Annotated in this window: 20 protein-coding genes; 13 read left to right on the top strand and 7 right to left on the bottom strand. The window is 63.6% G+C overall.

Annotated features, from left to right (window positions below):
- Genes R4P47_RS13770 through R4P47_RS13760 form a run of 3 tightly spaced genes read right to left on the bottom strand, consistent with a single transcriptional unit; the run spans position 1 to position 3,675 of the window.
- Positions 1–633: a GyrI-like domain-containing protein gene (locus R4P47_RS13770; RefSeq protein WP_149406002.1), complete on the bottom strand. Its 633-nt coding sequence runs from the start codon at positions 631–633 to the stop codon at positions 1–3.
- Positions 634–656: 23 nt separating this feature from the next.
- Positions 657–2,177 (bottom strand): amidohydrolase family protein, encoded by a 1,521-nt coding sequence (locus R4P47_RS13765; RefSeq protein WP_149405704.1) that lies wholly within the window; start codon positions 2,175–2,177, stop codon positions 657–659.
- Positions 2,178–2,217: 40 nt separating this feature from the next.
- Positions 2,218–3,675: a purine-cytosine permease family protein gene (locus R4P47_RS13760; protein WP_149405703.1), complete on the bottom strand. Its 1,458-nt coding sequence runs from the start codon at positions 3,673–3,675 to the stop codon at positions 2,218–2,220.
- A gap of 128 nt (positions 3,676–3,803) precedes the next feature.
- Here R4P47_RS13760 and R4P47_RS13755 point away from each other — a divergent pair, with 128 nt between their 5' ends.
- Positions 3,804–5,312 carry a PucR family transcriptional regulator gene (locus R4P47_RS13755; protein WP_317785024.1) on the top strand — a complete coding sequence of 503 codons (1,509 nt, stop codon included), beginning with the start codon at positions 3,804–3,806 and terminating at the stop codon, positions 5,310–5,312.
- An 18-nt stretch (positions 5,313–5,330) separates the two neighbouring features.
- Here R4P47_RS13755 and R4P47_RS13750 read toward each other — a convergent pair whose 3' ends face one another.
- Together R4P47_RS13750 and R4P47_RS13745 are read right to left on the bottom strand one after the other, a co-directional pair.
- Positions 5,331–6,875, bottom strand: coding sequence for an alanine/glycine:cation symporter family protein (locus R4P47_RS13750; protein WP_317785023.1), 1,545 nt, complete (start codon positions 6,873–6,875; stop codon positions 5,331–5,333).
- Positions 6,876–6,967: 92 nt separating this feature from the next.
- Positions 6,968–8,221: an EAL domain-containing protein gene (locus R4P47_RS13745; protein ID WP_149405700.1), complete on the bottom strand. Its 1,254-nt coding sequence runs from the start codon at positions 8,219–8,221 to the stop codon at positions 6,968–6,970.
- Positions 8,222–8,364: 143 nt separating this feature from the next.
- On the opposite strand from R4P47_RS13745, the gene R4P47_RS13740 reads away from it, so the two are divergent.
- From R4P47_RS13740 to R4P47_RS13720, 5 genes are all read left to right on the top strand, one after another.
- Positions 8,365–9,738, top strand: a complete 1,374-nt coding sequence (locus R4P47_RS13740; RefSeq protein WP_317785022.1) for a serine/threonine-protein kinase — start codon at positions 8,365–8,367, stop codon at positions 9,736–9,738.
- 30 nt (positions 9,739–9,768) lie between these two features.
- A complete protein-coding gene (locus R4P47_RS13735) occupies positions 9,769–11,109 on the top strand; it encodes an NAD(P)/FAD-dependent oxidoreductase (protein WP_317785021.1) in 1,341 nt (446 codons plus the stop codon).
- A gap of 125 nt (positions 11,110–11,234) precedes the next feature.
- Entirely contained in the window at positions 11,235–12,683 is a 1,449-nt protein-coding gene (locus R4P47_RS13730; protein WP_317785020.1) for an alanine/glycine:cation symporter family protein, read from the top strand.
- A gap of 87 nt (positions 12,684–12,770) precedes the next feature.
- Positions 12,771–14,375, top strand: coding sequence for a DASS family sodium-coupled anion symporter (locus tag R4P47_RS13725; protein ID WP_317785019.1), 1,605 nt, complete (start codon positions 12,771–12,773; stop codon positions 14,373–14,375).
- Positions 14,376–14,561: 186 nt separating this feature from the next.
- The gene (locus tag R4P47_RS13720) at positions 14,562–16,625 is read left to right on the top strand and encodes an AMP-binding protein (protein WP_317785018.1); all 2,064 of its coding nucleotides are present in this window, start codon (positions 14,562–14,564) and stop codon (positions 16,623–16,625) included.
- A 3-nt stretch (positions 16,626–16,628) separates the two neighbouring features.
- Here the strand turns inward: R4P47_RS13720 and R4P47_RS13715 are convergent, their stop codons facing one another.
- Complete coding sequence (locus R4P47_RS13715; protein ID WP_317785017.1) at positions 16,629–17,558, bottom strand: SDR family NAD(P)-dependent oxidoreductase; 930 nt, start codon at positions 17,556–17,558, stop codon at positions 16,629–16,631.
- Between the two features lie 135 nt (positions 17,559–17,693).
- Between R4P47_RS13715 and R4P47_RS13710 the strand changes: the two genes are divergently transcribed.
- From R4P47_RS13710 to R4P47_RS13695, 4 genes are all read left to right on the top strand, one after another.
- The gene (locus R4P47_RS13710) at positions 17,694–18,521 is read left to right on the top strand and encodes a helix-turn-helix transcriptional regulator (RefSeq protein ID WP_317785016.1); all 828 of its coding nucleotides are present in this window, start codon (positions 17,694–17,696) and stop codon (positions 18,519–18,521) included.
- 401 nt (positions 18,522–18,922) lie between these two features.
- Positions 18,923–19,150 (top strand): hypothetical protein, encoded by a 228-nt coding sequence (locus R4P47_RS13705; RefSeq protein WP_317785015.1) that lies wholly within the window; start codon positions 18,923–18,925, stop codon positions 19,148–19,150.
- Between the two features lie 79 nt (positions 19,151–19,229).
- On the top strand, positions 19,230–19,673 hold the full coding sequence (locus R4P47_RS13700; protein WP_317785014.1) for a carboxymuconolactone decarboxylase family protein: 444 nt from the start codon (positions 19,230–19,232) through the stop codon (positions 19,671–19,673).
- Between the two features lie 50 nt (positions 19,674–19,723).
- The gene (locus R4P47_RS13695; RefSeq protein ID WP_068047343.1) at positions 19,724–20,542 is read left to right on the top strand and encodes an Fpg/Nei family DNA glycosylase; all 819 of its coding nucleotides are present in this window, start codon (positions 19,724–19,726) and stop codon (positions 20,540–20,542) included.
- Positions 20,543–20,837: 295 nt separating this feature from the next.
- On the opposite strand, the gene R4P47_RS13690 is transcribed toward R4P47_RS13695, so the two are convergent.
- Positions 20,838–21,302, bottom strand: a complete 465-nt coding sequence (locus R4P47_RS13690) for an SRPBCC family protein (RefSeq protein ID WP_068047344.1) — start codon at positions 21,300–21,302, stop codon at positions 20,838–20,840.
- Between the two features lie 274 nt (positions 21,303–21,576).
- Between R4P47_RS13690 and R4P47_RS13685 the strand changes: the two genes are divergently transcribed.
- The 3 genes from R4P47_RS13685 to R4P47_RS13675 are packed head-to-tail and all read left to right on the top strand — an operon-like array spanning position 21,577 to position 25,987.
- Positions 21,577–22,521, top strand: coding sequence for a methionyl-tRNA formyltransferase (locus R4P47_RS13685; protein ID WP_317785013.1), 945 nt, complete (start codon positions 21,577–21,579; stop codon positions 22,519–22,521).
- Positions 22,518–24,230 (top strand): ABC transporter ATP-binding protein, encoded by a 1,713-nt coding sequence (locus tag R4P47_RS13680; protein ID WP_317785012.1) that lies wholly within the window; start codon positions 22,518–22,520, stop codon positions 24,228–24,230. The genes R4P47_RS13685 and R4P47_RS13680 overlap by 4 nt, the downstream gene beginning before the upstream one ends.
- On the top strand, positions 24,227–25,987 hold the full coding sequence (locus R4P47_RS13675; RefSeq protein ID WP_149405689.1) for an ABC transporter ATP-binding protein: 1,761 nt from the start codon (positions 24,227–24,229) through the stop codon (positions 25,985–25,987). Before R4P47_RS13680 ends, R4P47_RS13675 begins: the two co-directional genes overlap by 4 nt.
- Positions 25,988–25,995: the final 8 nt, after the last annotated feature.

Genomic DNA, 25,995 nt, shown 5'->3' with positions numbered 1-25,995 from the left:
TCAGAGCGACGCCGACTCCGCTGAATGCGCTACCGGCTGGCGAAGGATGGTGCGCAGCTTCGCAGGTTCGACCCGGCGCGGATCGCTCAGATAGATCTCGTGATGTCTGCCCGTCATCGTCAATCCAGAACTGGGGATGTATCGATGATGGAGCTCGTCGAGTACCGACGTCTCGTCGTCGTAGGACCCGATGTGCAGTGTCTGTACGCACAGTCCCTCGTCGAGAGTCTCCAACCGAACCCTGCTCGACGCGTCCGAGTTGCTCTTCGAGGCGGCGGTCGCCACTGCCGTCTCGAACATCGGACGGTCGATCCAGTCGGGCACCATGATCATGGCGGTCCAGCTCCACTCGCTCTTGTCCCTCTCGGTGGTGAACGAGTTCATGTTCTCGGCCCACCACAGAGCCTCGAGCGGCGGGACGACGTAGTCCCGTTCGAGATCGTTCTTGCTCGCGAACTTGACTGCATAGGCCACGGGGTAGAGCGCCCCGATTGCTTCGGCATACTCCGGCGCGGTGTTCGGATCGCCGTGTCCGTCGAGCATCAGGTAGGTCAGCGGCGGAACGACGAGGGTACGAAAGATGTTGTGCCGTGCCGAATATGCGTCGAGCGTCTTCTTGAAATCGACCTTCATGACACCCGCTCCGGCACCGCCGTTCAGACGAGCCACGCGCGTTCGTCGTCGCTGAATCGGTTGACGGTGCCGCGGGTCGCAACCGCTCTGTCGTACATGGCCGCCAGCGCATCCAGTAGGGGCTTGTTCAGCGAATCGAGTGCATTCTGGCGTGCCACGATCTCGTCGAGGCGCTCGGCAAGTTCGGCCAGCACCGCCGACCGGTCGACCGTGGTGACGCGTCCGCCCTGGACGACGATCCGGCCCGCCACGATCACGACATCGATCGAGGAGCCGTTCTCGGAGTACACCAGTTGCCGGTCGAGCTTCTGCCGAGGCGTGAAAGCCATGGTGTCGAGGTCGAAGATCACCAGGTCGGCCTGCATCCCCACCTCCACGGTGCCCACTGTGTCCTGGAGGAGCGCACTGCGGGCCCCGCCGACGGTGCCTGCGTGTAGTACCGCGTCCACCGTGGGCCAGGTGGTGAAGTCCGGGTTGGTCACCTTGTGCAGCAGCGCAGCAGCTTTCACGACGTCGAGCATCCGGGGAGAATCACTGCTCGAGCATCCGTCGGTTCCCAGTCCGAGGTTCACGCCCGCGGCACGCAGGGCATGCCACGGGGCGATTCCCGATCCGAGCTTGAGATTCGAGATCGGATTGTGCGAAATCGACGTACCCGCCGCGGCGATCATCGACATATCGTCTTCGGTCAGCCAAATGCCATGCGCCAGGGTTGTATTGGGTGACAGTGCGCCGATCCGACCCATGTATTCCACCAGGGAGCCGCCGTACATCTCCGTTCCCGTGACCAACTGAGTCTTGGTCTCGAGGACGTGAATATGGCATTCGGCGTCGAATTCGGCCGCCAACTGCGTGGCACCGACCAGAAGCTCCGCACCGCACCGTTGCGGTGCGGACGGCGCGACCATGTATCGCAAGCGCCCGTTGCCTCGACCGTGATACTGCTCGAATGCTTTCCTGCTGAATGCGAGGTACTCCTGCGTGGTGGGAACCGGATGCGACCGAATCTCGGCCGTGGCCTCCGGCGACAGATGATCGACGATGAACGGCACAGTATCGACGAACGGTTTGCTGATCACGTGTCCGGAGATGTTCGCTCGGATGCCGATCTCTTCGTAGGCGTCGAACACCGCCGACAGTTGCGCCCAATCCTGAGTCGGGTTCTCGAGAACGTCGTCGACGATCGTCGTCACGCCCGCTTCGAGGGACTCGATTGCGAACAACGTGCTGCGCAGACGAACCAGATCGGGTTCGACGCGACTGTCGCCGAGGATCGGATACGCCATGGCCATCCACATCTCGAGGGGCATGTTGTCGTATCTGCCCTTGTAGAACGTCTCCCACGAATGGGTGTGTGCGTTCACGAATCCCGGTGTCACCAGCCTGTCGCGGCCGTCGATGATCGTATCGCCGTCGCCGGGTTCGAGATCGGCGGCGATTGCAGTGACGACGTCGTTCTCGATCCGGATGCTGCGAACGATCGGTTCGGATCCGGTGGATGCGTCCATGGTGATGACGTGCGCGTTCCTGATGAAGATTCCCATGTTTCCTTCCTTGACTGCGCGGTGCGATGACGGCTACGAGCTATTCGACCGGCTGTGGTGTCGGAGCCTGCTCTTCGGGCTGTTGCTGACGAATCATCCACTGCCGATGTGATTTTCGGGCGAGAAGGTAGTAAGTCGATGCTGCAGTACTACCGCCGACGAGCCACGAGATGTCGAGACCGCCGAGCGCCTGCGAACCGAACCCCTGCAATGCCGGGACCATGCCGTTGAGAAACATCCAGGTGCCGAAAATTCCCACGGCGAACGCCGCGAGTGCACGCCAGTTGACGTCCTGCATCCTCGTCGAGCCCACGTCGTCGAACAGATGGCCGTAGCGGGTGCTGGCGCGCTCGAAGACGTAGTAGTGCACCAGCATGATCGCGCCCCACGTCGCCACCCAGCCCACCACACCGACGAGCCAGGCGTCGAGGGTCTGCGCCGCATCTTCCTGGAAGACGAAGAACACGCTCGCGGCCAGCGCGAGAACGCCGACGACAAGGTTCAGCGTGCGCCGACTCAACTTGATGTCGAGGGCCTGCGCCGTCACACCGAAGCTGTAGACGTTGAGGACGTTCGTGGCGATGGGGCCGTGCAGAACCAACAGCAGCACCGGGATGGCGAGCGCACCGAAGTTCTCCACGATGAGCTTGCCCGGATCGACGGAACCGTTGGTGGTGGCCAACGTCGCGCCGAGCACACCGAGCCACACGACGGGGATCAACTGTCCCAGTGCACTGACCAGGTACAGCTTGCGTCGCGGAACACGCGTACTCACGAAGCGGGAGTAGTCGGCGGCGTAGGTCAACCACGTCAGTCCCCAGCCGATTCCGATGGCCGTCATCACGGCGGACATGGCGACGATGCGCTCGGTGCCGGCCAGCGCAACTCCGTCCGGACCGGAGTAACTCCAGTCGATGTCCAGGTGGAACCAGGCCACGATCGACATCAGAACCAGCACCACGACGGTCGGCGGAACGGTCCAGCGCTCGAATGCCGCGATCGCCCGGTATCCGGCCATGGAGATACCGACCTGAATCGCCATGATGACTGTGGCCACCGCGACCTTCCATCCGACGTTCGCGGCGTCCGGGTCGACCCAGCCGAGTTCGCCGAACAGAGCCATCACCAGGTCGAGGACGATCCAGGTGTTCACCGCGCACCAGCCGACGACCACCACGGCCTGGACGGCGGAGGGAACGTAGTTGCCTCGACGACCGAAGACCGAACGGCCCAACAGCATTCCGGTCGTTCCCGTTCGTTGTCCGAGTAGAACGAAGAATCCGAAGATCGCCATTCCGATGACGTTTCCGAGGACGAGCACCGTCAGCGTATCCGCCAGGCCGAGGCCCATGCTGATGCCGAGCGCGCCGAGCACCCAGTTGATCGGCGCGATGTTCGCACCCGCCCATATCCAGAACTGACCGGACAGCGCGGTGGTTCTCTGGCTCTCGGGAATCGGCTGGAGCGAATCCTCGACGTCGTGGGAATGTGTGGTCACCGTGAACTCCTCGGTATGCGGTCGACCGGCGGTTCGGTCGGCCTCGTGAGAAGCCTGCTGCCCGTGTGTTTCCCGAACCCTTACGCAATGTAAGCCACTCGTAACAGCGGGTGGACAGAATGTCACCTATGAATGTGCTCGACGCCTTCGATGACGTCTATCTTTCCGCGGCGCGACCCGAGCTCGTCGCGGGAAGGCGTTCTGCGTCGCGGTCTCTGCGGTGGGTTCATGCCAGCGAGCAACTCGACATCGCACCGCTCTTGCGCGGTGGGGAGCTGATTCTGATGGAGGGTGTGTACTTCGGCGGGTGTTCCGACGCCGATCTGGTGACGTACCTCGAGTCGATGAATGCCGCGGGAGTCGTCGGTATCGCGGTGGAGACGGGGGGAATCCTCGACGTCGTTCCGCCGCTTCTGGTCGAGCATGCCGAACGGATCGGCTTTCCGGTGGTGCATCTCCGACGCCGTGTGCCGTTCGTACAGGTATGCGAGAGCATCAACAGTCAACTTGCCGACTCCGCTCTGCGTCGGCTGCAGATGGCAAACCGTATGTCTCGGTTGTTGTCGGCTTCGATCGAAACGGACGGGGCGGTGGACGCCGTTCTCGATGTGCTCGGTGTCGAGACTCGGTCGTCGGTGACGCTGCATTCGGCGTCGGGAGATCTGATCGGGCAATCCGGGCTCGTCACCGAGCCATCGGATTTCACCTCGTTCGAGGTGCCCGTCACCAGTGGTGGTCGGGACGTGGCGGTGTTGACCGTGGCTCCTGGACCGGATGCCGACATCTATTCGATAAACGCCGGACTGGAGAGAGCTCCGGAAATCCTGTCGATTGCATTGCTCAGTTCACGCCCGGCCAGGGTGGAAGACCGACTGCGTACCCGCTTCTTCTCACTGTTGTCGGCGACGAATTACCCCGCCTCCGATGTCACCGACCACCTCGACGGCGTCGCCGAGCGCATGGGTATGCCCGAACACGACGCCTACCTGACGGTGTCGGTCGAATTCGACCACGACCCGGCCGCCGGCACGTGGCAACGCACAGTGGGGTCGGTGTCGCCGCACAACTGGTGCGAGAAGATCGGCGACCGACACGTCGCTGTTCTCGGTTTCGCCGACCAGGAGATGCTCGATGCCCGACGGCCGGTTCTGCTGTCGAGGTTGCAGGCGACGCAGCTGCGTATCAGGCGAGCGGGTGTCGGTCCGGGAGCCTCCGATCGCCACGGTCTGCGCCGGTGTTTCGACACCGCCACAGCAGTGCTCGCGCTGGACCTCGGCCCTCACGACCGCATCCGCGATGCCCGCAATTTCGCACTTGCCCTACTGGTGGAGTCGATGTCGGGAAAATCAACGGTCGAGAAGTTCGTCCACGATCAGATCGGACCGTTGCTCGCCCACGATCGGGAGCGGCACGGAGAGTTGTACGCGACCCTGCTGGCGTACATCACCCACTGGGGTAGCAAGACCGAGACCGCGAAAAGCCTTCGGATACAGAGGCAGACGCTCTATCAACGGCTCGACAGGCTGTTCGACGTTCTCGGTCCACTACCGGCAGGCTCCCCTCGATTCCCGGGGATCGCCACTGCGGTGTTTCTCGAACAGGCCCGCCGCCAGGGCTGTACCGTCCCCGGCGGCTGACCCGTCGACAGATCCTTCTCACACCTCGGCGTCGACCTTGTCCGACTCGCCTCGACGCATCGCCAGGTACTCGGAGAGTTCGCGTTTGACCACGGGCAGCAGCAGGTACAAGCCGGTGATGTTCACCAATGCCAGCAGGAACAAGGTGGCGTCGGCGAAATCGAGCACCGAGCCGAGGGACAGTACGGTTCCGATGACGGTGAACATGCAGAACATCACGTTGAAGAAGGTCCGCGAGAAGCGGCTGCGTCCGAACAACGACGTCCACGCCTGCAGTCCGTAGTAGGCCCAGGTGATTGCGGTCGAGAGCGCGAACAGAGCCACCGCGAGAGTCAGCACGTACGGGAACCACGGGAGCACGGTCTCGAAGGCGTCGGAGGTGAGGGTGACACCGCCGGCGGGAAGCTCACCGGTTTCGGCGACGATCGCGCGCTGATCCTGCCAGGTGACGGTGTTGGCGATCACGATGGTCAGTGCGGTCGCGGTACAGATGACAACCGTGTCGATGAAGGGCTCGAGCATGGCCACGAAGCCCTCGGTGACCGGATGCCTGGTCTTGACGGCCGAGTGCGCGATGGCTGCCGAACCCAGTCCTGCCTCGTTCGAGAACGCGGCGCGCTGGAATCCGATGATCATGACGCCGAGTACGCCGCCGGCCACACCCTCGGGCGAGAACGCACCTTCGAAGATCGCCGTGAACGCCGTGGGGACGGAACGGAAGTTGACGGCGATGACGACGCCGCACGCGACGATGTAGATCAGCGCCATGGACGGTACGAGCTTGGCGGTCACCGCCGAGATCGACTTCATGCCGCCGATGATGACCAGACCGATGATCAGCGCGACGACGATGCCGAACACTGCTTTGGCTCCGTCGGAAGCGAGGAATCCATCGTCACCGCCGGTGACCGAACGGACCTGTGCGTACGTCTGATTGGCCTGGAACATGTTGCCGCCGCTGATGGCGAAGAACGTGATGACGATGGCGTAGAAGACGGCCATGACCTTGCCGACCTTGGCGAGTCCCCGCTCTGCCAGACCCTTGGTCAGGTATTTCATGGGTCCACCGGAGACGGTGCCGTCCTCGTTGATGTCTCGGTACTTCACGCCGAGCGTGCACTCGACGAACTTCGACGCCATGCCGAGCAAGCCTGCGAGGATCATCCAGAGTGTGGCACCGGGTCCACCGAGCGTCACGGCGACGGCGACACCGGCGATGTTGCCGAGCCCGACGGTTCCGGACACCGCGGCGGTGAGTGCTCTGAAGTGGCTGACTTCACCGGGCGCGTCCGCCTCGTCCTCCTTGCCGCTGACGAGAATCAACGCACGCTTGATTCCGCGGACCTGGATGAACTTGAACGCCACCGTGAAGACGACGGCACCGACGATGAGCCAGAGGACGATCAGTGGAACAGCGGCTCCGCCGATGTTCACGGTGAAGAAGACGAGATTCGACACGGCAGCGGAGATCGGATCGAAGGCATTGTTGATCGCCGTCTCGATGGAGCTGATCGTGCCTCCGTCCGCGGCCAGTACATCGGTTGCGAGGGGGTGAGAGCTCATGGCTTCGAGTGAACAGCACGTTGACCGCAGAAGACGCCATTTACCGAATTTCGAGCAATAATTTACGCGATCTTGACGAGACGCTCGCGGGCTCAGACCGCAGATCTGGCCGGTATTCGTCTCAAAAGCACTGTTGCAGCATCCAGTACGACATGACGGTCGTAGGTGAGGCGGTAGTCGTACATCGGGGTGCCGTCCTCGGCCGTGCCTCGCTCCACCGCAATGAGCGCCACACTCGACATCGGAGCCAGAATCACGATCGAACGCTCCAACGCCAACGGTTCGTCCGCGCCCACCACCACAGCACGGAAGCTGGGCGCAGGCGGCGCGGCATGCGAGTCGAAGACAGCCGTCAGCGCGGTCCGGGTGGCGAGGTCCTCGAACATCGCCTCGCGTGCAGGCGTCAGGCCGGTGGACGCGCTCACCGTCGCCAGTACGACGGTCGAGGAACCGGTGCCGTATGCACTGTGCAGCAAACTGTTCTCGATGGCGTCGAGCAGTGTGGAATCCGCGTGCCTGCGGGCGCCGAGCGAATGGGTGAGCCCGTACGGCGTGACCGCCACCGGGGCGCGCACGGTGACCGTTCCATCCAGGTCGAGCGAACGGACGGGTTCGGGTACCTCACCGAAATCCGGGAGAGGGGCCGGTGTGCCGTAGAGGTATCCCTGCCCCAGAACGGCCCCCATCGCGCGCGCATAGCTCTCGTGCCGCTCGGTTTCGATCCCCTCGGCCAGGACCAGGGCACCGGTACGTTCGGCCTCGGCGGCAACGGCAGCGACGATGGCGGCGGTCTCGTTGCTCGAACGCCCCTGCACCAGAGCCATGTCGAGCTTGATCACGTCGGGACGCAGCAGCGGGATCAGCGCCAGGCTGGAGGAATCTGCCCCGACATCGTCGATGGCGACTCGCCACCCCAGGTTTCTGGCGTGCTCGGCCGCCCTCAGCAGACCCGCCGGATCACCCATCAGATCACGCTCGGTGATCTCGACGATGATCGACAGCCGCGACGCGTCGGCGAGCATCGGTAGGTAGTCCCGAGGAGGAGGTGCATCGAGGGCAACAGGTTCGGCATTGACGAACAGCGCGAGCTGATCGGGATAGCCGGACTCGACAGCACCGCGGAGCGCGCTGAGTCTGCACCGCCAATCGAAATCGGCGGTGACGCCCTGCGCGCGTGCCACCCCCAACAGTTCCGGTGGCGGGATCGGCGGACCTTCTCCGCAGGTCCGCACCAACGCTTCGTACCCTACGACGGCGCGCCCGTCGAGCAAGACGATCGGCTGATAGACCGACGTGATGTCGATCGACACCGGCGAAATTGCGGCACTCGTCGAGCCTCGACGCATGGGTGGACCCTCCCTCGATACTGATCGATCGGTCCCCACCCGGGTCATCATCTTGCCCGACTGCACCGTGATGTCCACAGCCGACTGCGGTCTGCACGTCGATCGACTGGTTATAAGGTGCTCGAAGGACTCGACGAACGGCGGTGACGACAGTGGGAGCGGACTCTCGTCCTCTTGCCCCTCACGACCGCCTCTTCGCGGACCGATACCGACTGGGCACCGTGTTGGGACGCGGCGCAATGGCCGACGTCGTGCACGCCGACGACGACGTTCTCGGCCGGTCCGTAGCGGTGAAGATATTTCGCCACGGTGAGCCGCCGGACTCTGCACAGCGCATCGATGCAGAAATTCGTACTCTCGCGTCGCTGTCGCACCCGGGTCTGGTGACGCTGTACGACGCGGGCACTGCACTCGACGACAGCGGGGCGCCGGTTCCGTACCTGGTGATGGAGCTGATCGACGGTCCGACTCTGAGTGCGTATCGCCGGAGCCGATCGATGAACGCCGCACACGTCGCGCGGATCGGTTACGAGTTGGCGGAAGCTCTCGCCTACATTCACGACCGGGGTGTGGTCCATCGGGACATCAAGCCGGCCAACATTCTCGTCGCGCAGGCACCGGACGTGGGCGTGGGGCAATGCGCCAAACTTGCCGATTTCGGCATCGCCCGTATCGTCGACGCCGAACGACTCACCGAGCACGGCACCACAGTCGGTACTGCGCACTACCTCAGCCCGGAGCAGGCAACAGGTACGTCTGCGGGCCCACCGACGGACATCTATACGCTGGGTCTCGTTCTCATCGAATGCCTTAACGGCACAATGGCATTCGAGGGAAGTGCCGTGGCAGCAGCGGTGGCGCGCCTGCACCGCGATCCCGACGTCCCCGAGGGGCTCGGACCGGACTGGCACGCGCTGTTGACGGAGATGACAGCCAGACGCCCGGAGGATCGACCGGACGCAGCTGCGGTTGCCCACCGACTGCGCGGGCTCTCGCGCAGCACGACACCTCTTGCTCACACTGCCGTGATGCCAGTCGAACCCATCGACACGGCTGCGCCCACAACATTTCCCGCGTCGACTACGGCCGAATCTCCCCGCCGACGATGGATGATCCCGGCGGCAGCGGCTCTGTTCGTTTCGCTGGGCGCGGCGATCGTCTGGGTCGCAGTGGGCACGGGTGATGAGCCGGAGCCCATGTCACCTGCGACACCGACTCCGACAGTCGTGGAGTCGCCGACCGTTGCGGCCACAACACCTGCACCTGAGCCCGCACCTGCGACCTCGATCCCGGTCTTCTCGAACCCGCCCGAGCCTGCACCCGTCCCCACGTCGAATCCGGATCCGATCGAACCGGCCGCGCCTGCGCCGCTACCGCCGGGAAACGGCAACGGAAACCCGGGGAACGGCAATTCGGGAAACGGCAACGGCACCAGTGGGAACGGCACCAGCGGGAACGGCAATTCAGGAAACGGCAACAGCGGGAACGGAAACGGCAATTCCGGCCGAGGGAACTGACCCCACGGCCGTCGGCGGACAGGAGTGACGGTGACACACGTCGATACCCTCGTGGTCGGGGCAGGTATTTCCGGCTTGGTCGTTGCGAGACTCCTCCATCGTGCCGGTCAGCGAGTCGTCGTTCTCGAGGCAAGAGACCGCGTGGGCGGTCGGGTCTGGACGATGCGCACCGCCGACGGCATCCTCGATGTCGGTGCGTCCTGGATTCACGGAACGGACGACAACCCTCTCGCCGATGCCGTACACGCCTTCGGAATGCGGACCGTCGAGTTCACCGTCGGTAGCTACCAGCCCGACGGCAGACCCATCGCGTACTACTCCCCCACCGGGACCAGGTTGAGCGATGAGTCCGCCGCGCAGTTCGGCGCCGACGTTCACCACTTCGACGAACTGTTCGCCGCGACGGTTGCAAAGTCGTCCCCGGGGACATCGTTCGGAGACGCAGTGGAAGCAACTCTGACGCAACTGGATTGGAACATCGACCGACTCGAACGAGTTCGCGAGTTCCTCGGACATCGAGCCGAGGAACAGTTGGGAGTAGGAAAAGAGTCGCTCGACGCGCACGGTTTGGACGACGACGCCATCGAGGGCGACGAAGTCGTGTTCCCCGACGGTTACGACGAGCTGGCGGTTCGATTGGCCGTGGGGCTCGACGTCCGGCTCGAACACGTGGTGAGGCAGGTCCGTTGGGGTCGAGACGGAGTTCGGGTCGACACTGGATCCGGGGGGTTCTCGGCCGAGCGCGCTGTGGTGACGGTGCCGATCGGAGTACTGAAGTCGCCGACCTTCACCGTGGAACCGCCACTACCGGAACCTGTTTCGGGTGCACTGGAACGACTCGAGATGAATGCCTTCGAGAAAGTCTTTCTTCGGTTCCCCACCAAGTTCTGGGACGAGAACGTCTATGCCGTTCGGCAGCAGGGCGAAGCCGGGCGCTGGTGGCACTCCTGGTACGACGTGACCATGCCCCAGGGACGTCCGACGCTTCTGACGTTCGCAGCGGGCGCATGCGCGCAGCAGACTCGGCACTGGTCGGACGCGCGCATCGCGGACTCGGTTCTCGAGGCGCTGCGTGGCCTGTACGGCGACCGGGTCGTTGCACCGGACCGCGTGTACGTCACTCGCTGGCAGGACGATCCGTTCTCGTACGGTTCGTACTCGTACATGACGGTGGGTTCACGCACGCGCGATCACGACGACCTGGCCACTCCGATCGGCGATGTACTTCATCTCGCCGGTGAAGCGACCTGGACCGAAGATCCGGCAACGGTCACAGCGGCGTTGAAGTCGGGACACCGTGCAGCAGAACGTATTTTGGGACGGTCGATACCGTTCGACGACATCTGGGGCACCACGGAGCACCGGCAGTAGGTTCCGAACCCACCTCGCGCGACTCTGTAGTTGGGTGCAAACTTTCGACCATCTGCGAGTAATGTGCTGTCGACGCACCCACACACCGAGCACTCCAGGATGGCACCGTGGATACCGTCAGTTCAGTGATCGACTTCTTGGCAGATCGTCTCTACAGCGTCTTCCTCATCTACTTGTTGATCGGCGTCGGACTGTACTTCACCGTTCGCACCAAATTCGTTCAGATTCGACTTCTTCCGTCGATGTTCAAGGCAATCGGCGGATCTCGGTCGAATGCCGAGGGCGGCATCTCGGCGTTCCAGGCCTTCTGTGTCGGCCTGGCGTCCCGGGTGGGTACGGGAAACATCGCAGGTGTTGCCATCGCGATCACTCTCGGCGGACCGGGTGCAATCTTCTGGATGTGGCTGGTCGCGGTGGTCGGCATGGCGACGGCGTTCATCGAGGCGACTCTGGCGCAGATGTACAAGGTGCGCAATCCCGACGGCAGCTTCCGGGGCGGTCCCGCCTACTACATCCAATTGGGTCTGGGTTCGCGTCGTTGGGGAATCGTCTTCGCGTGCCTGCTGATCTTCGCTTTCGGCTTCGCGTTCAACATGGTTCAGGCGAACACCATCACCGAATCGTTCTCGTCCACGATGAACATCGATGCCGGGTGGATCGCGGTGTTCCTGGTGGTGCTGTCTGCTCCGATCCTCTTCGGTGGTGTCCGGCGAATCGCGCGGGTGGCCGAGTACCTGCTCCCCGTCATGGCTCTGGTGTACGTCTTGCTCGCACTGGTGATCGTGGCGATGAACATCGGCGAGATCCCGACGGTCTTCGGTCAGATCGTCTCCAGCGCATTCGGTTTGAACGAGGCGATCGGCGGCACGACGGGCGGAATCCTGGCCGCCATGCTCAACGGCGTCAAGCGCGGACTGTTCTCCAACGAGGCAGGCATGGGCAGCGCGCCCAACGCCGCAGCGACCGCGACGGTGTCCCATCCGGTGAAGCAGGGTCTGATCCAGTCGCTCGGAGTCTTCTTCGACACCATCGTCATCTGCAGTGCGACAGCGTTCATCATCCTGGTCTCGGGCGTGTACGACATCAGCAACCCGAGCGGAGTGGCGGGCGCGGTTCTGACTCAGGACTCGATCTCAGCTCAGCTGGGCACGTGGACCACGATTCCGATGACACTGTTGATCTTCACGTTCGCGTTCTCCTCGATCCTGGGCAACTATTCGTACGCCGAGATCAATCTCAATTTCCTCGGAGTCGAGGGCAAACTGCTGAACCTGTTGCGCACCATCGTCCTTGCAGCCATCGGCTTCGGCTCCCTGTCCGCGCTGACGACGGTATGGGCACTCGCGGACGTCGCCATGGCGGCAATGGCAACCGTGAACCTGGTAGCCATTGCGCTGCTGGGCAAATGGGCCTTCGGTGCGCTGGCGGACTTCGAGGCGATGCGGCGCGAAGGTCGCGACGACAAATTCGTCGGACGCGGAAACAGTCATCTGCCGGGCGACCTACCCGGCGACGTGTGGGACCCGGTGCTCGACAACGATCCGGCGGCGAACAAGCCCGACGTCGCGCGGTAAGCGAGGCGCGCGTCGACACTGTTCGATTCGGACCTTCCGGACAATTCACGCGTTAGGGTGATGAAACGTCCACACCGAGGAGGTTCCATGACGCAGGTCGGCGACGACGAGAAGGCCGGGCGCGCATCCGAAGGCCACGCGTTCGACGAAGTGGATCGGAGATCGGCCGGAGAACGCGAAGACGAAGTGCAGCCCGGCCGCCGCAAGCGGCAATGGGTCGGACTCGGCGCAGGCGTTCTGTTGGCACTTGTCGTCTATCTGGTTCTCCCGGAGGACGTGGCGCACCCGGCACGGCTGACCGCAGCCACCGCGGTATTGATGGGCATCTGGTGGATGACCGAGGCAGTGCCCATCCCGGCGACCGCACTGCTACCCCTCGTCATCTTTCCGGTATTCGATTCCGGCGTCGTCGTAAACGACGTGGGTGCCTCGTACGGCAACAACATCATCTTTCTGTTCATGGGCGGCTTCCTCCTGGCGCTGGCCATGCAACGGTGGAATCTGCATCGCCGTATCGCGCTGCTGACGGTCAACGCCATGGGCACCAAACCGACCATGGTGATCGCCGGGTTCATGATCGCGACCGGCTTTCTGTCGATGTGGGTTTCCAACACGGCCACCGCTGTGATGATGATACCGATCGGTGTCTCGGTCCTCGTTCTGGTTCTCGACATCGGCAGGAAGGCCGGAGCTGTACCCGGCTCCGACGGTGGAACGAGCCCGGACGCCGAGACCATCACGCAGGCCGTCATCAAGAGCAACTTCGGCACCGCTCTGATGCTCGGTATCGCCTATGCGGCATCGATCGGCTCACTCGGAACGATCATCGGCACCCCGCCCAACACCTTGCTGGTCGGCTACCTGGAGGGGCAGGGAATCACCATCGGATTCCTGCAGTGGATGATCGCCGGCGTTCCGCTCGCCGTGGTCCTGCTCGTGATCGCCTGGTTCCTGTTGACCCACGTGATGTTCAAGCCGGAGATCGACGACATACCCGGCGGCAAACAGCTGATCAGAGGTGAACTGGACGCCCTGGGCAGGATGTCGCAGGGAGAGATTCGGGTCGCGATCATCTTCTGCCTGGCGGCCGCTTCCTGGGTGGGGGTTCCGTTGCTCTTCGACAGCCCGCCGATATCCGACACCGGCATCGCCATGACCGCAGCTCTCCTGCTGTTCCTGCTTCCCAGCGGCAGCAAGAAGGGTGTGCGTCTGATCGATTGGGAGACCGCCGTCAAACTCCCGTGGGGCGTGTTGTTGCTGTTCGGCGGCGGGCTCGCCCTGTCGGCACAGTTCGAGTCCAGCGGCCTGACGGAGTGGATAGGTAGCGTCGCAGGCGGTCTCGACACGATTCCGGTGGTCATGTTGGTCGTCGTCGCCACGGCCGCGATCATCTTCCTGACCGAGATCACCAGCAATACCGCGACGGCGGCGACTTTCCTCCCGGTAGCAGGGGGCGTCGCGATGGGCATGAACATCGACATTCTGGTCCTGACCGTCCCCGTAGCGCTGGCCGCGACCTGTGCGTTCATGCTGCCGGTCGCGACTCCACCGAATGCGGTGTCCTATGCCAGTGGATACATCACGATCGGTCAGATGATGCGTGGTGGTTTCTGGCTCAATCTGATCGCCATCTCGTTGATCACCATCGCCGCGTACACGGTGTTCGCATGGTCGCTGGGCATCCAGTTCTGACGCGCTGGACAGGAGAAAACCACGATAAAAGACCAACTTCGGCTGATTTCACCCAGACAAGCGTGCTTCGGGTTTACGATGACGACTTCATCCAGGCGGATGACCCGTTCCAGGTGCGCGCCGCCATCCCCTGGTCGGTGTTGAGTCGGCGTCCCTGCCGGCTCGGCAAGGTACGGGGGGTGGGGCATGGTCTCGGACGTCATCGACTGCAGCACGGTCTTCGCACACGACATCGAGCAGGTCTGCGGGGTCTTGAGCGCGGTCGAGCTGTTCCCACGCTACTTCCCCGGGCTCGACTACTGCGTGCTCCGTGAATCCACGGACGGCTACCGGTGCGGAGTCGGCGGTGTCGAGCACGCCCTCGACCTGGTGGTGAACAGGCGAAACCGGCCGATAATCACCATCGAGCACGTCGAGTCCGGCGGATTCATCAGATTCACCCTCACTGCGCGCTCGGCAGGCGAGACGAAGATCGATGTCACTGTGTTCAGAGCTGGCCTCGGCGGGTCGTACTCGCCCCAACCCGAGCACAACCGCGCGGTGGTCGATTGGGTGATGGGTGGTCTGCGCCGACTGGACAACTGCCTCTCCGGCACCTCGACGTCGATCGTGTCCAATACCGGGGATTCTCGGTCACTCCCGTTGGCAATCATGAAGACGATGGTGGGAACCGGCGTCATTCGTGCTGCACGTCCCGACCGCGCGTACAAGCAGCTGAACTCACTGGCGAAATGGGGCTTCACTCTGGGCGGAGGCTTCGCGGCCGCAGCAGCGAAGTCGCCGAACGCGATTGCCTTGATCGACGATCGAGGGACCCGTACTTTCGCAGAGATCCACCAGCGATCGCACCGCATCGCCGCAGGTCTCGATGCGGCCGGAATCAGTCCTGGTAGCACCGTCGGCATTCTGGCTCGAAACCACTCCGGGATGATCGAGTGCACCGTCGCGTGCGGCATGCTCGGGGTCGAGGTGGTCCTTCTCAACACCGGTCTCGCTGCCCGCCAGATCGAGACCATTTCCGCCCGACACCAGCTCCGAGTGCTGTTCGTCGACGACGAGTTCGACTCGATGGTTCGCTACCTGCCCGACGACGTCACTCGTGTGAGCCTTTCTTCCCACACTGCCGTTCCGCGTCGACGCACCCTCGAACACTTCGTCGCAGCACCGTCCGCGACGTTCACGAGGCCGGACAGACCCGGTTCGGTGGTCGTGTTGACCTCGGGAACCAGCGGGTCACCGAAGGGTGCGGTTCGTCCCACACCGAAGGGCTTCGGAACTGTTGCAGCCATGCTTTCTCGCATGCCCCTCCGGATGAACGAGACGATGTTGATCGCGGCACCGATGTTCCACAGCTGGGGGTTGGCGGCACTGCAGATCAGTACGCCGCTGCGCGCCACGGTGGTTCTTCAGGATCGATTCGATCCGGAGGACTGCTTGCGGGCTATCGAGGCGCACCGTTGTACCTCGCTGATCGCAGTTCCGATCATGCTGCAGCGGATACTCGACCTGCCCGACGAGATCCGATCACGCTACGACACTTCGAGCCTGCGAGTCGTCGCATGCAGTGGGTCGGCATTGACCGGATCGACCGTGAGCCGCTTCATGGACGTCTTCGGTGACGTCCTCTACAACTTCTACGGTTCCACCGAGGTCTCGTGGGCAACGATCGCCACCCCCGAAGACCTACGCGCCGCCCCCGCCACTGCCGGGCGCCCTCCTCTTGGTACAACGGTCGCGGTACTCGACGCGGACGGTACTGCCGTTCCGGTGGGAACCCTCGGTCGAATATTCGTCGGCAACGACATGCTCTTCGACGGGTACACCAACGCCCAACCGCCGTCGACGGCGTCCGCCCGCGGAGCTGCGCTGATGGATACCGGCGACCTGGGGTACATCGACTGCAACGGGCGGCTGTTCGTCTGCGGCAGGGACGACGAGATGATCATTTCCGGAGGCGAGAACGTCTTTCCCGGCCCCGTCGAGGATGCCATCGCCAATCTTCCTCAGGTCGGCGAGGTCGCGGTCGTCGGTGTGCCCGACAGCGAATACGGGCAGCGTTTGGCCGCATTCGTCGTCGGCCGCGGATCAGCGGGCCTCGATGCGGACATGGTGCGCGCCTACATCCGAAACCGTTTGAGCCGCTTCTGCGTTCCCCGTGACATCACATTCCTCGACGAACTGCCCCGAACCGCGACCGGCAAGGTGATGAAGAGGATGCTGATCGAGCCGCCTACCGCCGCTGGGATGTGATCGTCATTCGACGGCACGGGCCGCAATGGCCCATAGCCGTTCGGCAACATCGAGATCGAGGGCGTACGAGGCCACGGAGTTCGCCAGCTCGGTGATGCCGGTAGGCCTGTGATCGACGGCGATCGCTTCCTGATTGTCGTTGAAGTAGCGGCCACCGATGCCATCCAGTTGTCCACTGGTAGCGACCATCACAGATGTCGACGCGCCTTGCGCTGGCGTCTTCTGCAGGTCGATGGGAGTGGCGAGCGTGCCACCGACATGGCGTTGCAGAGAGGTCGCGATTGCTCCCGGGTTCACGGAGTTGACCGTGATTCCGTCGTCCGCCCACTGTGAGGTCGCGGCCACTCCGAACAGAACGACGGCAGTCTTGGACTGACCGTAGGCCTGCAGCGGGTCGTAGGGCCGGAAGCGAAAGTCGATGTCGTCGAACACTACCGGCGAGAACAGGTGAGCCGAGGAAGAAACCGACACCACCCGCGCGCCGTCGGCGAGCCGCAGGGCGTCGTGAAGGCCTGTCGTGAGGGCGAAGTGGCCGAGGAAATTGGTCGCGAACTGCCTTTCCCACGTGTTCTCGACCAGGGTCAGCTCTTGGATGGCCATGACACCCGCGTTGTTGACGAGCAGATCCAGGGGCTCGTCCCACGCGTCGACGAATGCTCTCACCGATGCGGTGTCGGTGAGGTCGAGCTCGCGTACGTCTATCTCGGAATTTTCGGTGTCGGCGACGATCTCCGCGGCAACTCTCCTGGCGGCGACGACGTCGCGGACAGCGAGGGTGACCCGTGCTCCGCGGCGAGCGAGCGTCCGAGCGGTCTCGATCCCGATGCCCGACGCGCCCCCGGTGACGATGGCGCGATTGCCTGACAGATCGATGCCTTCGCTGACCTCGTCGGCGGTGGCGTCGGCACCGAACGGTGTGACGATTCTCGTCATATCGAACTCCTTCTCGTGAAGCCGCTTTGTGCGGCACTCTCAGAGTGAGGTACTCCCGGGGACCATCACGAGCCCGCGGCATCCTGGGTTTCTGCGGGCTACTCATCACCCGGGTTCCGGATCTACGGTGGAGCGATGGACAACCACGAGGCGCTCGGTGGGTACCTTCGAGCGCGCCGCGAGCAGCTCGACCCCGAGGATGTGGGCCTCATCGGTGGTGGGAGGCGTCGCGTTCGCGGTCTGCGCCGCGAGGAGGTCGCGATGCTCGCGGGAATCAGCACCGATTACTACGTTCGGCTCGAGCAAGGCCGCAACCAGACTCCGTCGACGCAGGTGCTCGACGCCCTGGCCGCGGTGTTGCGTCTCGACGCCGACAGCATTGCATACCTGCACGCTCTGGGCACTCCCCCTACATCGTCTCGCCGTCCAGCGAGGAGGAGGGAGCGAGTGTCGGCCGGAACTCTTCGGTTTCTCGACGCGTTGCCGATGCCGGCGTTGATTCACGATCGCCGCTTCACGGTGTTGGCCGCGAATCGAATGGGAACGGCGTTGTCTCCCAACAACTCCCCCGGGGTCAACCTGCTCCGTGCGGTATTTCTCGATGCCGACGAGCGAGAGTTGCACCGCGACTGGAGCCGCGTCACCACCGACGCCGTGGCTGGAATTCGGGCTGTCTCGGCGACGCATCTCGACGACGAGGTCCTCACCGCACTGGTCGGCGAACTGTCGATCGCGAGCGCGGTGTTCAGGCAGCTGTGGGCGCGCCATGACGTAAATCTGAGAACGGGCGGCACCAGCCTTCTCGATCACCCGGAGGTCGGACCCCTCGACCTTCGGCACGAGAAACTGACCGTTGCGGGTACCGATGGCCAGACCCTGGTTGCCTATCACGCCGAACCGAACAGCCCCTCGGCCGATGCATTGCAGCTCTTGGGCACCCTCGCCGCCCACGCACACCGTTAGGAGTCGCTCGGTCGCCGCATTTCGCCGATCGTTCGCTTAGTGCCGCGCTTTGTATCTACTATCTCAGTTGCTTGACTATTCAGAATCTGAGATTGTTGATCGCCGACACGGGAGGAACGCGAATCGATATGTCGAAGGCATCGGAAGGCCCCCGAGTGGGAAGGCCCTCGCAGGAACGGGGCGAGCATTCTTCTTTTCTTCAGCTGTTCCTCGAAGCAACTCGTGCAGAACAAGTCTCCGACGACATACAACCTGCGCGGGACGACCGTGACGGAGGGACAGTTTCTTCGCGCTGAGCGGAGCGAAAGACACCTACGTCCCGGTTCCACCACCCGAGCAGGTCCCAGGTCTCATAATCGACAGAGGCCGGTCGGGTTTCGGAGATGAGGATCGGAGACATCATGGACACATCGTTGGCAGTCTTTGCCGTGGTCGCAGGCTTCGCAGTCGTTCTGGGTGCCTTCGTATTGATCGCACGCCTACTTCGCTCGCGCATGCGGCGCGGCCGTTTTCACGGAATCGAAAGCGCTGTCGGAGGATCGGCCTTCATGGGCTCGCCTCGCGAGCGTGGGATCACTCCACCTGATCACGGTGATCCACGCACGCACACCGAACAGAGCGAGCCGTGACCGACTTCGCTTCCGCCTGAGGTTCCGCGGGAACCCCTGCCATGATCTGTCGACACGCAGACGAAGGAGAGAATCCACCATGATCGACGACGAGGCCACGAGTCGAAACAGGGGGCCGCGCTTCGAGGACGGGCTCGAGGTCCGTCGAAACGTGATGGGCCACGAGTACGTCGAGAAGGCGTTTGCCAGTGCCGCCGACACCGACTCCGCTGCCCTGCAGGACTTCGTCACCGACACCGTGTGGGGCGGCGTGTGGACGCGGCCCGGCCTCGACAACCGCAGTCGGAGCCTGCTCAACCTCGGCATCCTCATCGCGCTACGCGCCCACGAGGAACTCGCAGGACACGTACGCGGAGCTCTCCGCAACGGCCTCACCCGAACTGAAATCACCGAAACTGTCGTCCACACGGCGGGGTACTGCGGTGCGCCTGCGGCGCTGGCTGCGATGCGCGTCGTGCAGAAGGTGCTCGATGCCGAACTGGGTCCGCTGGTGCCCGCGAGGGACGACGAACGAGCCGAATGATCGACGGCGGCACCCGCGCATAGTGTCGACGAAGTGGGTACACCGGGTGCATGCCGGAATTACCCGAAGTCGAAAACGCCCGACAGGTCGTCGAGAAAGCTCTCGGTCGCGTCATCGTCGACATCGATGACACCGATACTTTCGAGTGCCGACCTCATATGCCGGGCGATATTGCCGGCGCACTGATCGGCGGGAAACTCACCGAGGCGCGTCGACGCGGTAAGGCGATGTGGTGCGAGACCGTCACGGCCGACGGCTCGAGCGGGCCGACCCTCGGCATACACCTGGGCATGGGCGGACGCGTCATCGTCACCGCTCCCGACGGCGAGCGGACGTCGCAGTACGGAGGCGGCGATCCCCATGTCGGCGAGCGCCCGACCGACAAGCCGGAGTGGACTCGGTTCTCCATGACGTTCGACGATGGTGGACAGCTCCGGCTCTTCGACAAGCGCCGCCTCGGCCGGGTTCGACTCGAACCCGACATCGACGCTCTCGGTCCGGATGCCGCGGAGATCACGCGCGACGATTTCCGCCACCGAATCGGTTCCAGCGGTGCACCTCTCAAGGCACGACTGCTCGATCAAGCGGCGATAGCGGGGGTCGGCAATCTACTGGCCGACGAGGTGCTGTGGCAGAGCGAGCAATCCCCGTCCAGGCGGGCCAACACGCTCACGACGGAGGAGCTCGACGAGCTTCGTGTTGTTCTGCGTCGCGCTGTTCGATCAGCCACGAAGAAAGGTGGAGTGCACACCGGGGAGATCATTCCGTTCCGAAAAACCGATGCGGCGTGCCCGCGATGTGGTGCCCCGATGGCACGCGGAACGGTGGGCGGCCGCACAACCTGGTGGTGTTCTCGTGAACAGTCCTGATCCGATGCATCGCGCGGGACGTGCCCGATAATGCTGTAAGACCGCATTTTTCGAAATTGTCACACGAGATCGCATTCAGCGAAGACTTACCGGACGCCGACCTCCCCGACGAGGCGCGCACCGAACTCGTAGCGAACAAGTTGCCGCCGGTTCCCGCGAGCTTCGCCGTGGAGTCGACCGCACGGCCACTTCCACGTCGACGGACTCCCCGCGGCGTTGGATGCCGATAGAGAGTGTCGACGCCACAGCGTTCTACGGCTGAGCTGAGGCTGTGCGTCCCAGAAGAGTCGTTGGGTCAGGACGTCGCTTCGACCGCGAGGCGACCCAGTGTGTCGTTCAGCTGATCCTCGGTGACCAGAGGGAACTTGATCTGCTCGAGCAACTTCTTGTCGGTGACCTTGGACCAGTCGTAGGTATGACGGACCAGCGTCTCGTTCGGGCCCTGAGACTCGAGCTCCCACAGCCACTCCCAGCCGGGAGGCTCGTTGCCTGCGGGTGCCGTCGTCCATGCGACCAGCTTGTCCTTGATGTAGCCCGTCACATGGTTGTCGGTCTGGTACTCGCCGCCCATGTGATCGCCCTGCATGTTCATCGTGAACTTCTCGCCGACCTTCTGAATTCGGTCGGCGTGGTCGACACTTCGTACGAAGCCTGATCCATCGAGCGCCTGATGGCGCTCGGGGTTGGTCAGCACGTCGAAAACAGCGTCGACGGGAGCTTCTATGGTTCGTTCGACTGTGACTTTCGTGTTGTCTGTCATTCTTCCTCTGTGCCCAGAGTCCGACACGTTCAATCGCGGCACCGCCGGAAGATTCGATCGAACCGTCGTCACACCGCGTCCCAACTGGGCTTTTTCGTCGACGTCTCTGCAGCTCGGGGCCACTTCGCCCACCCACCCGAACCTGTAGTTGATGGTAGGCTAGCCTAACTATCGGCTCGGGGTGATCGATCGCGTACTACGTGAATCCTCGGTGGCCACGTACAAGGCGAGGCACTGTGCCACTTCGTCGGAGCAGAGACATGGAGATGAGCCAATGCGGGTAGTGCTGTTCGGTTTCCAGACTTGGGGTCACAAGACGTTGCAGACGCTCGTGGATTCACGCCACGACGTCGTCGCGGTAGTGACGCACCCGGTCAGCGAGCAAGCGTACGAGAGCATTTGGTCCGATTCCGTCGAAGATCTCGCACGCAATCACGGTATCGAGGTGTACTTGGCGAAGCGCCCCGACAAAGCCTTGGAAGAACGTCTGCAGCTGTGGGCACCGGACATCATCGTTGCCAACAACTGGCGGACCTGGTTGCCTCCCGAGATTTTCGCGATGCCTCCGCACGGCACTATCAACCTGCACGACTCACTGCTTCCCGCCTTCACCGGATTCTCTCCGGTGATCTGGGCGCTGATCAGTGGTGCCGCCGAGACCGGACTGACGGCGCACCGAATGGACGGCGAACTCGACACCGGCGATGTCATCACCCAACGGGCGGTTCCGATCGGACCGAGGGACACCTCCACCGATCTCGTCGAGGCGACGATCGACTTGATCCCCGGGGTGCTGCTGGACGCACTCGAGAGTATCGAGAACGGCACGGCCACATGGACTCCGCAGGATCTGACGAAACGAACGTTCTTCCACAAACGACACGAGTCGGACAGCTGCATCGACTGGACCTGGCCCGCCGAGGACCTGGACAGATTGGTTCGTGCGATGTCCGATCCCTATCCCAACGCCTACACCTTCCACAAAGGCCGAAAGCTTCGAATCATCACCGCTCACGTCTCGGACGGCATCTACGGCGGAACACCCGGTCGGATATTCATCAGGGAGGGCGCGGGAATGGTGATCGTGTCCGGCCCCGACGCCCACCGCGGCACCAACCACGGACTCGTCATAGATCGCGTGCGCACGGAGAATGGGGACGATGTCGATGCGCTCGACTATTTCGTGACCGGCGGCGGCTACCTCACGCCCACGGCATGAAGGACGACGTGACAGGCGGGCGAATCGTCCGTCGAACACTGACGCGCAACAAGCGCAGAGTGAGCATCGGAACACTTCTCATCTGCATCCACCAGCTTGCCGAGACTGCAGTTCCGATCGCGTTGGGGTGGATCATCGACTCGGCGATCTCCTCGGGCGACGTCCCCTGGTTCGTCCTCTCGATCGTCGGACTTGCAGCGTTGTTTCTCTGTCTGACAACGGCTTACCAGTTCGGTATGCGGTTCCTCAACGTCGCTCTGCAGCACGAGGCGCACCGCATACGAATGGAGGTCACCGGTCGAATTCTCGATCCGCGTGGCCTGGACACAACTCTGCGGGGTGGTGAGCTACTGACCATTTCCAGTACCGACGCCGAACAGTCGGCATGGTTCCTGGATCTGTTCCCGCGCATCGCGGCCGCTGCCACCGCCGTCGTCGCCACGGCCATTGCGTTGATGGTCATCGACGTGCCGTTGGGACTCGCCATCTTCATCGGCACCCCGATCTTCGTCGCCGTGCTTCAGCTCGTCGCACCGCGGGTGACCAGGCGGGCGGCCGAGCAGCAGCGAACGGTCGCCGAGGCGACTGCGCTGGCCACCGACCTCGTCAGCGGGCATCGGTCGATCGAAGGTATCGGCGCGGAAACCGTAGCGGCGACGCGCTATCGACAAGCGAGCGCGAAAGCCCTCGGTGCAGCACTGCTCACGGCGAGATCGCTGGCGACGCAATCGGGGATCACCACCGGCGTGAGCGCGGTGGTTGCTGCATCCGTCGCGGGGCTTGCCGGCTACTTCGCTCTCATCGGACGCATCACCGTCGGAGAATTGATTGCCGTCGTCGGTCTGGCGCAATTCCTCATCGAACCACTGGGTGTCTTGTCCTCCACCCCGGCGATCATCGCGCGGGCGCGGGCGTCCGCCGATCGCGTCGCCCTGGTACTGGGAGCGGATCGAATTCTGCACCACGGCAACCAGCACATCACCGGCAAGCGGCTCGATCTCAGCCTCCGCGGCGTCACGCACCGGTCCTTGCAGAAGATCGACCTCGACATCGCGGCTGGGGAGACAGTCGGAATCCTGGCGTACGGGTCCGAGGACGCCGAGTCGATCGTGGCCGTTCTGTCCGGGCAGGTTTCGGCTGCCGACGTCAGCGGCGATGTTCTGCTCGCAGGCACGCCCACCCGCGACATCGAACTCGCGCAGGTCCGAGCGGCAATCGTGGTCGAACCACACGTCTCCGACCTGTTCGCCGACACGGTGAAGAACAACATCACTGTCGGACGCGAATACACCGACCGACAGCTCGATGGAGCGCTTCGCGCTTCGGGCGCAGACCAGATCGTCGACAGTCATACCGACGGTCTCGAACAGCGGCTGACCGAGAGGGGCGCCAATCTGTCCGGGGGACAACGACAACGCATCGCGCTGGCACGGGCCCTGTTCGCCGAGCCTCCCGTACTGGTGCTGCACGAACCGACCACCGCAGTCGATTCGGTCACCGAACACACCATCGCTCGGGGCATCGCGACTCTTCGTCACGGGCCCAACGTACGGACCCCGAAAACGACGATCATCGTGACCAGCAGTCCTGCATTGCTGTCCGTGGCTCACCGGGTAGTGGTGATACGTGACGGCCGAATCGCGGCGGACGCACCCCATTCCGTTCTTCTCGAACGGGCCGAGGGCTATGCCGAGGCGGTGCTGCGATGACCGACGACACCCGTCTGCCCATTGCAACCGCCGGACGATCGTGGTCGTGGCTACGCGGACAGCTCGCGGCCAGGCCAGGGCTCGTTGCAGTCACTCCGTTCGTCGGCATCGTCTCCGCCGTATCGGCTCTGGCACCGATCCTGATTCTCGGTCGCCTCGTCGACGAGGTCGTCGCGGGCGCGCCGCCGGGCCGGATCGTGATGGTGGTGGTTCTGGTCATGATCGCCGCAGGCGTCAACGGGGTGTTCGCCGGACTGATGGCTTACCTCGTGGCGAAGCTGGGCGAAGGCGTGGTGGCACAGCTGCGCGAGCAGGTGGTGACCCGAGTTCTCGCGCTCCCCACCCGCACGGTGGAACGGGCGGGACGCGGAGATGTGCTCTCGCGCATCAGCGATGACGTGTCCCAGGTGACCCGCGCCGTCAACGGCGTACTCCCCGCCGTGGTGAACGCGGTGTTGTTGATCGGGGTGTCCGTCGTGACGATGTACGGCATCGACTGGCGTCTCGGGCTGGCCGGCAGTTTGGCACTACCGTTGTACGTCACCGCTCTTCGGTGGTATCTGCCGCGCAGCGGCCCTCTCTACGCAGCCGAACGGGCCGCGATGGGCGACCGTTCGCAGGCGCTGATCAGCAACATCCAAGGCGCGCGCACGGTGCGCGCGTACCGCCGCGAAGACACAGCTGTCGCGTCCGTGGAGACGGAATCCGAACGGGCCAGGGACTTTTCCATCGCCACGTTCACACTGCTGACTCGCTTCGTCGGCAAGGAGAACCGCGCAGAACTGGTGGGTCTCACCATCATCCTGAGTACTGGGTTCTTCTTGGTCAGAGGCGATCTCGTGACTCTGGGCGCAGTCACCGCTGCAACGTTGATGTTCCATCGACTGTTCAACCCGCTCGGTACGGTGCTGTTCCTGTTCGACGATATCCAATCCGCCGGTGCCAGCCTCGATCGTCTCGTCGGCGTGGTCGACATGGCATCGACGCGAACGACAGGGATCGACGCCGAACCTGTCGACGCGACGTTGGAACTATCCGACGTCACGTACGCCTACGCCACCGGGGGCGACGTTCTGCACGGCATTTCGCTCAGCGTTCCCGCCGGAAGTACGGTGGCGGTGGTCGGCTCGACCGGTGCCGGAAAGACGACTGCCGCGCTTCTCGCAGCGGGGTCCCTCGAGCCCGACCGCGGCTCGGTCACGTTGGGCGGCATTCCGTTACGTGATCTCGGTACCGACCGACTCAGGCGGCACATCGCGATCCTCTCGCAGGACGTCCACGTCAGTGCCGGCCCTCTTGCCGACGATCTGAGGCTCGCGGACCCGGATGCCGACGACACCGCTCTGTGGGACGCCCTCGATCGGGTCCGAGCTGCCGACTGGGTCCGGGCTCTGCCGGAGGGCCTCGACACACGCATCGGGGAGAACGGGCATCCGCTCAGTGCATCCCAAGGGCAGCAGCTCGCACTGGCGAGGCTGATCCTGTCCGATCCCCCGGTCGCAATACTCGACGAAGCGACCGCGGAGGCCGGCAGTAGCGGAGCCCGCCTGCTCGAAGACGCCGCATCGGCAGCGACCGAGGGCCGGACCACGATGATCGTGGCGCACCGGCTGACACAGGCCGTGGCAGCAGACACGGTCGTGGTGCTCGAGCACGGCCGTGTCGTGGAATCCGGCACCCACGCCGATCTCGTGACGGCAGACGGCCGATATGCGCGTCTCTGGTCGGCATGGTCGGGCAGAACAGATGTCGAGTAGACGCACCC

Source organism: Rhodococcus sp. IEGM 1370, from assembly GCF_033142325.1.
GTDB lineage: Bacteria > Actinomycetota > Actinomycetes > Mycobacteriales > Mycobacteriaceae > Rhodococcoides.
This window is presented reverse-complemented; position numbering and strand designations above follow the sequence as displayed.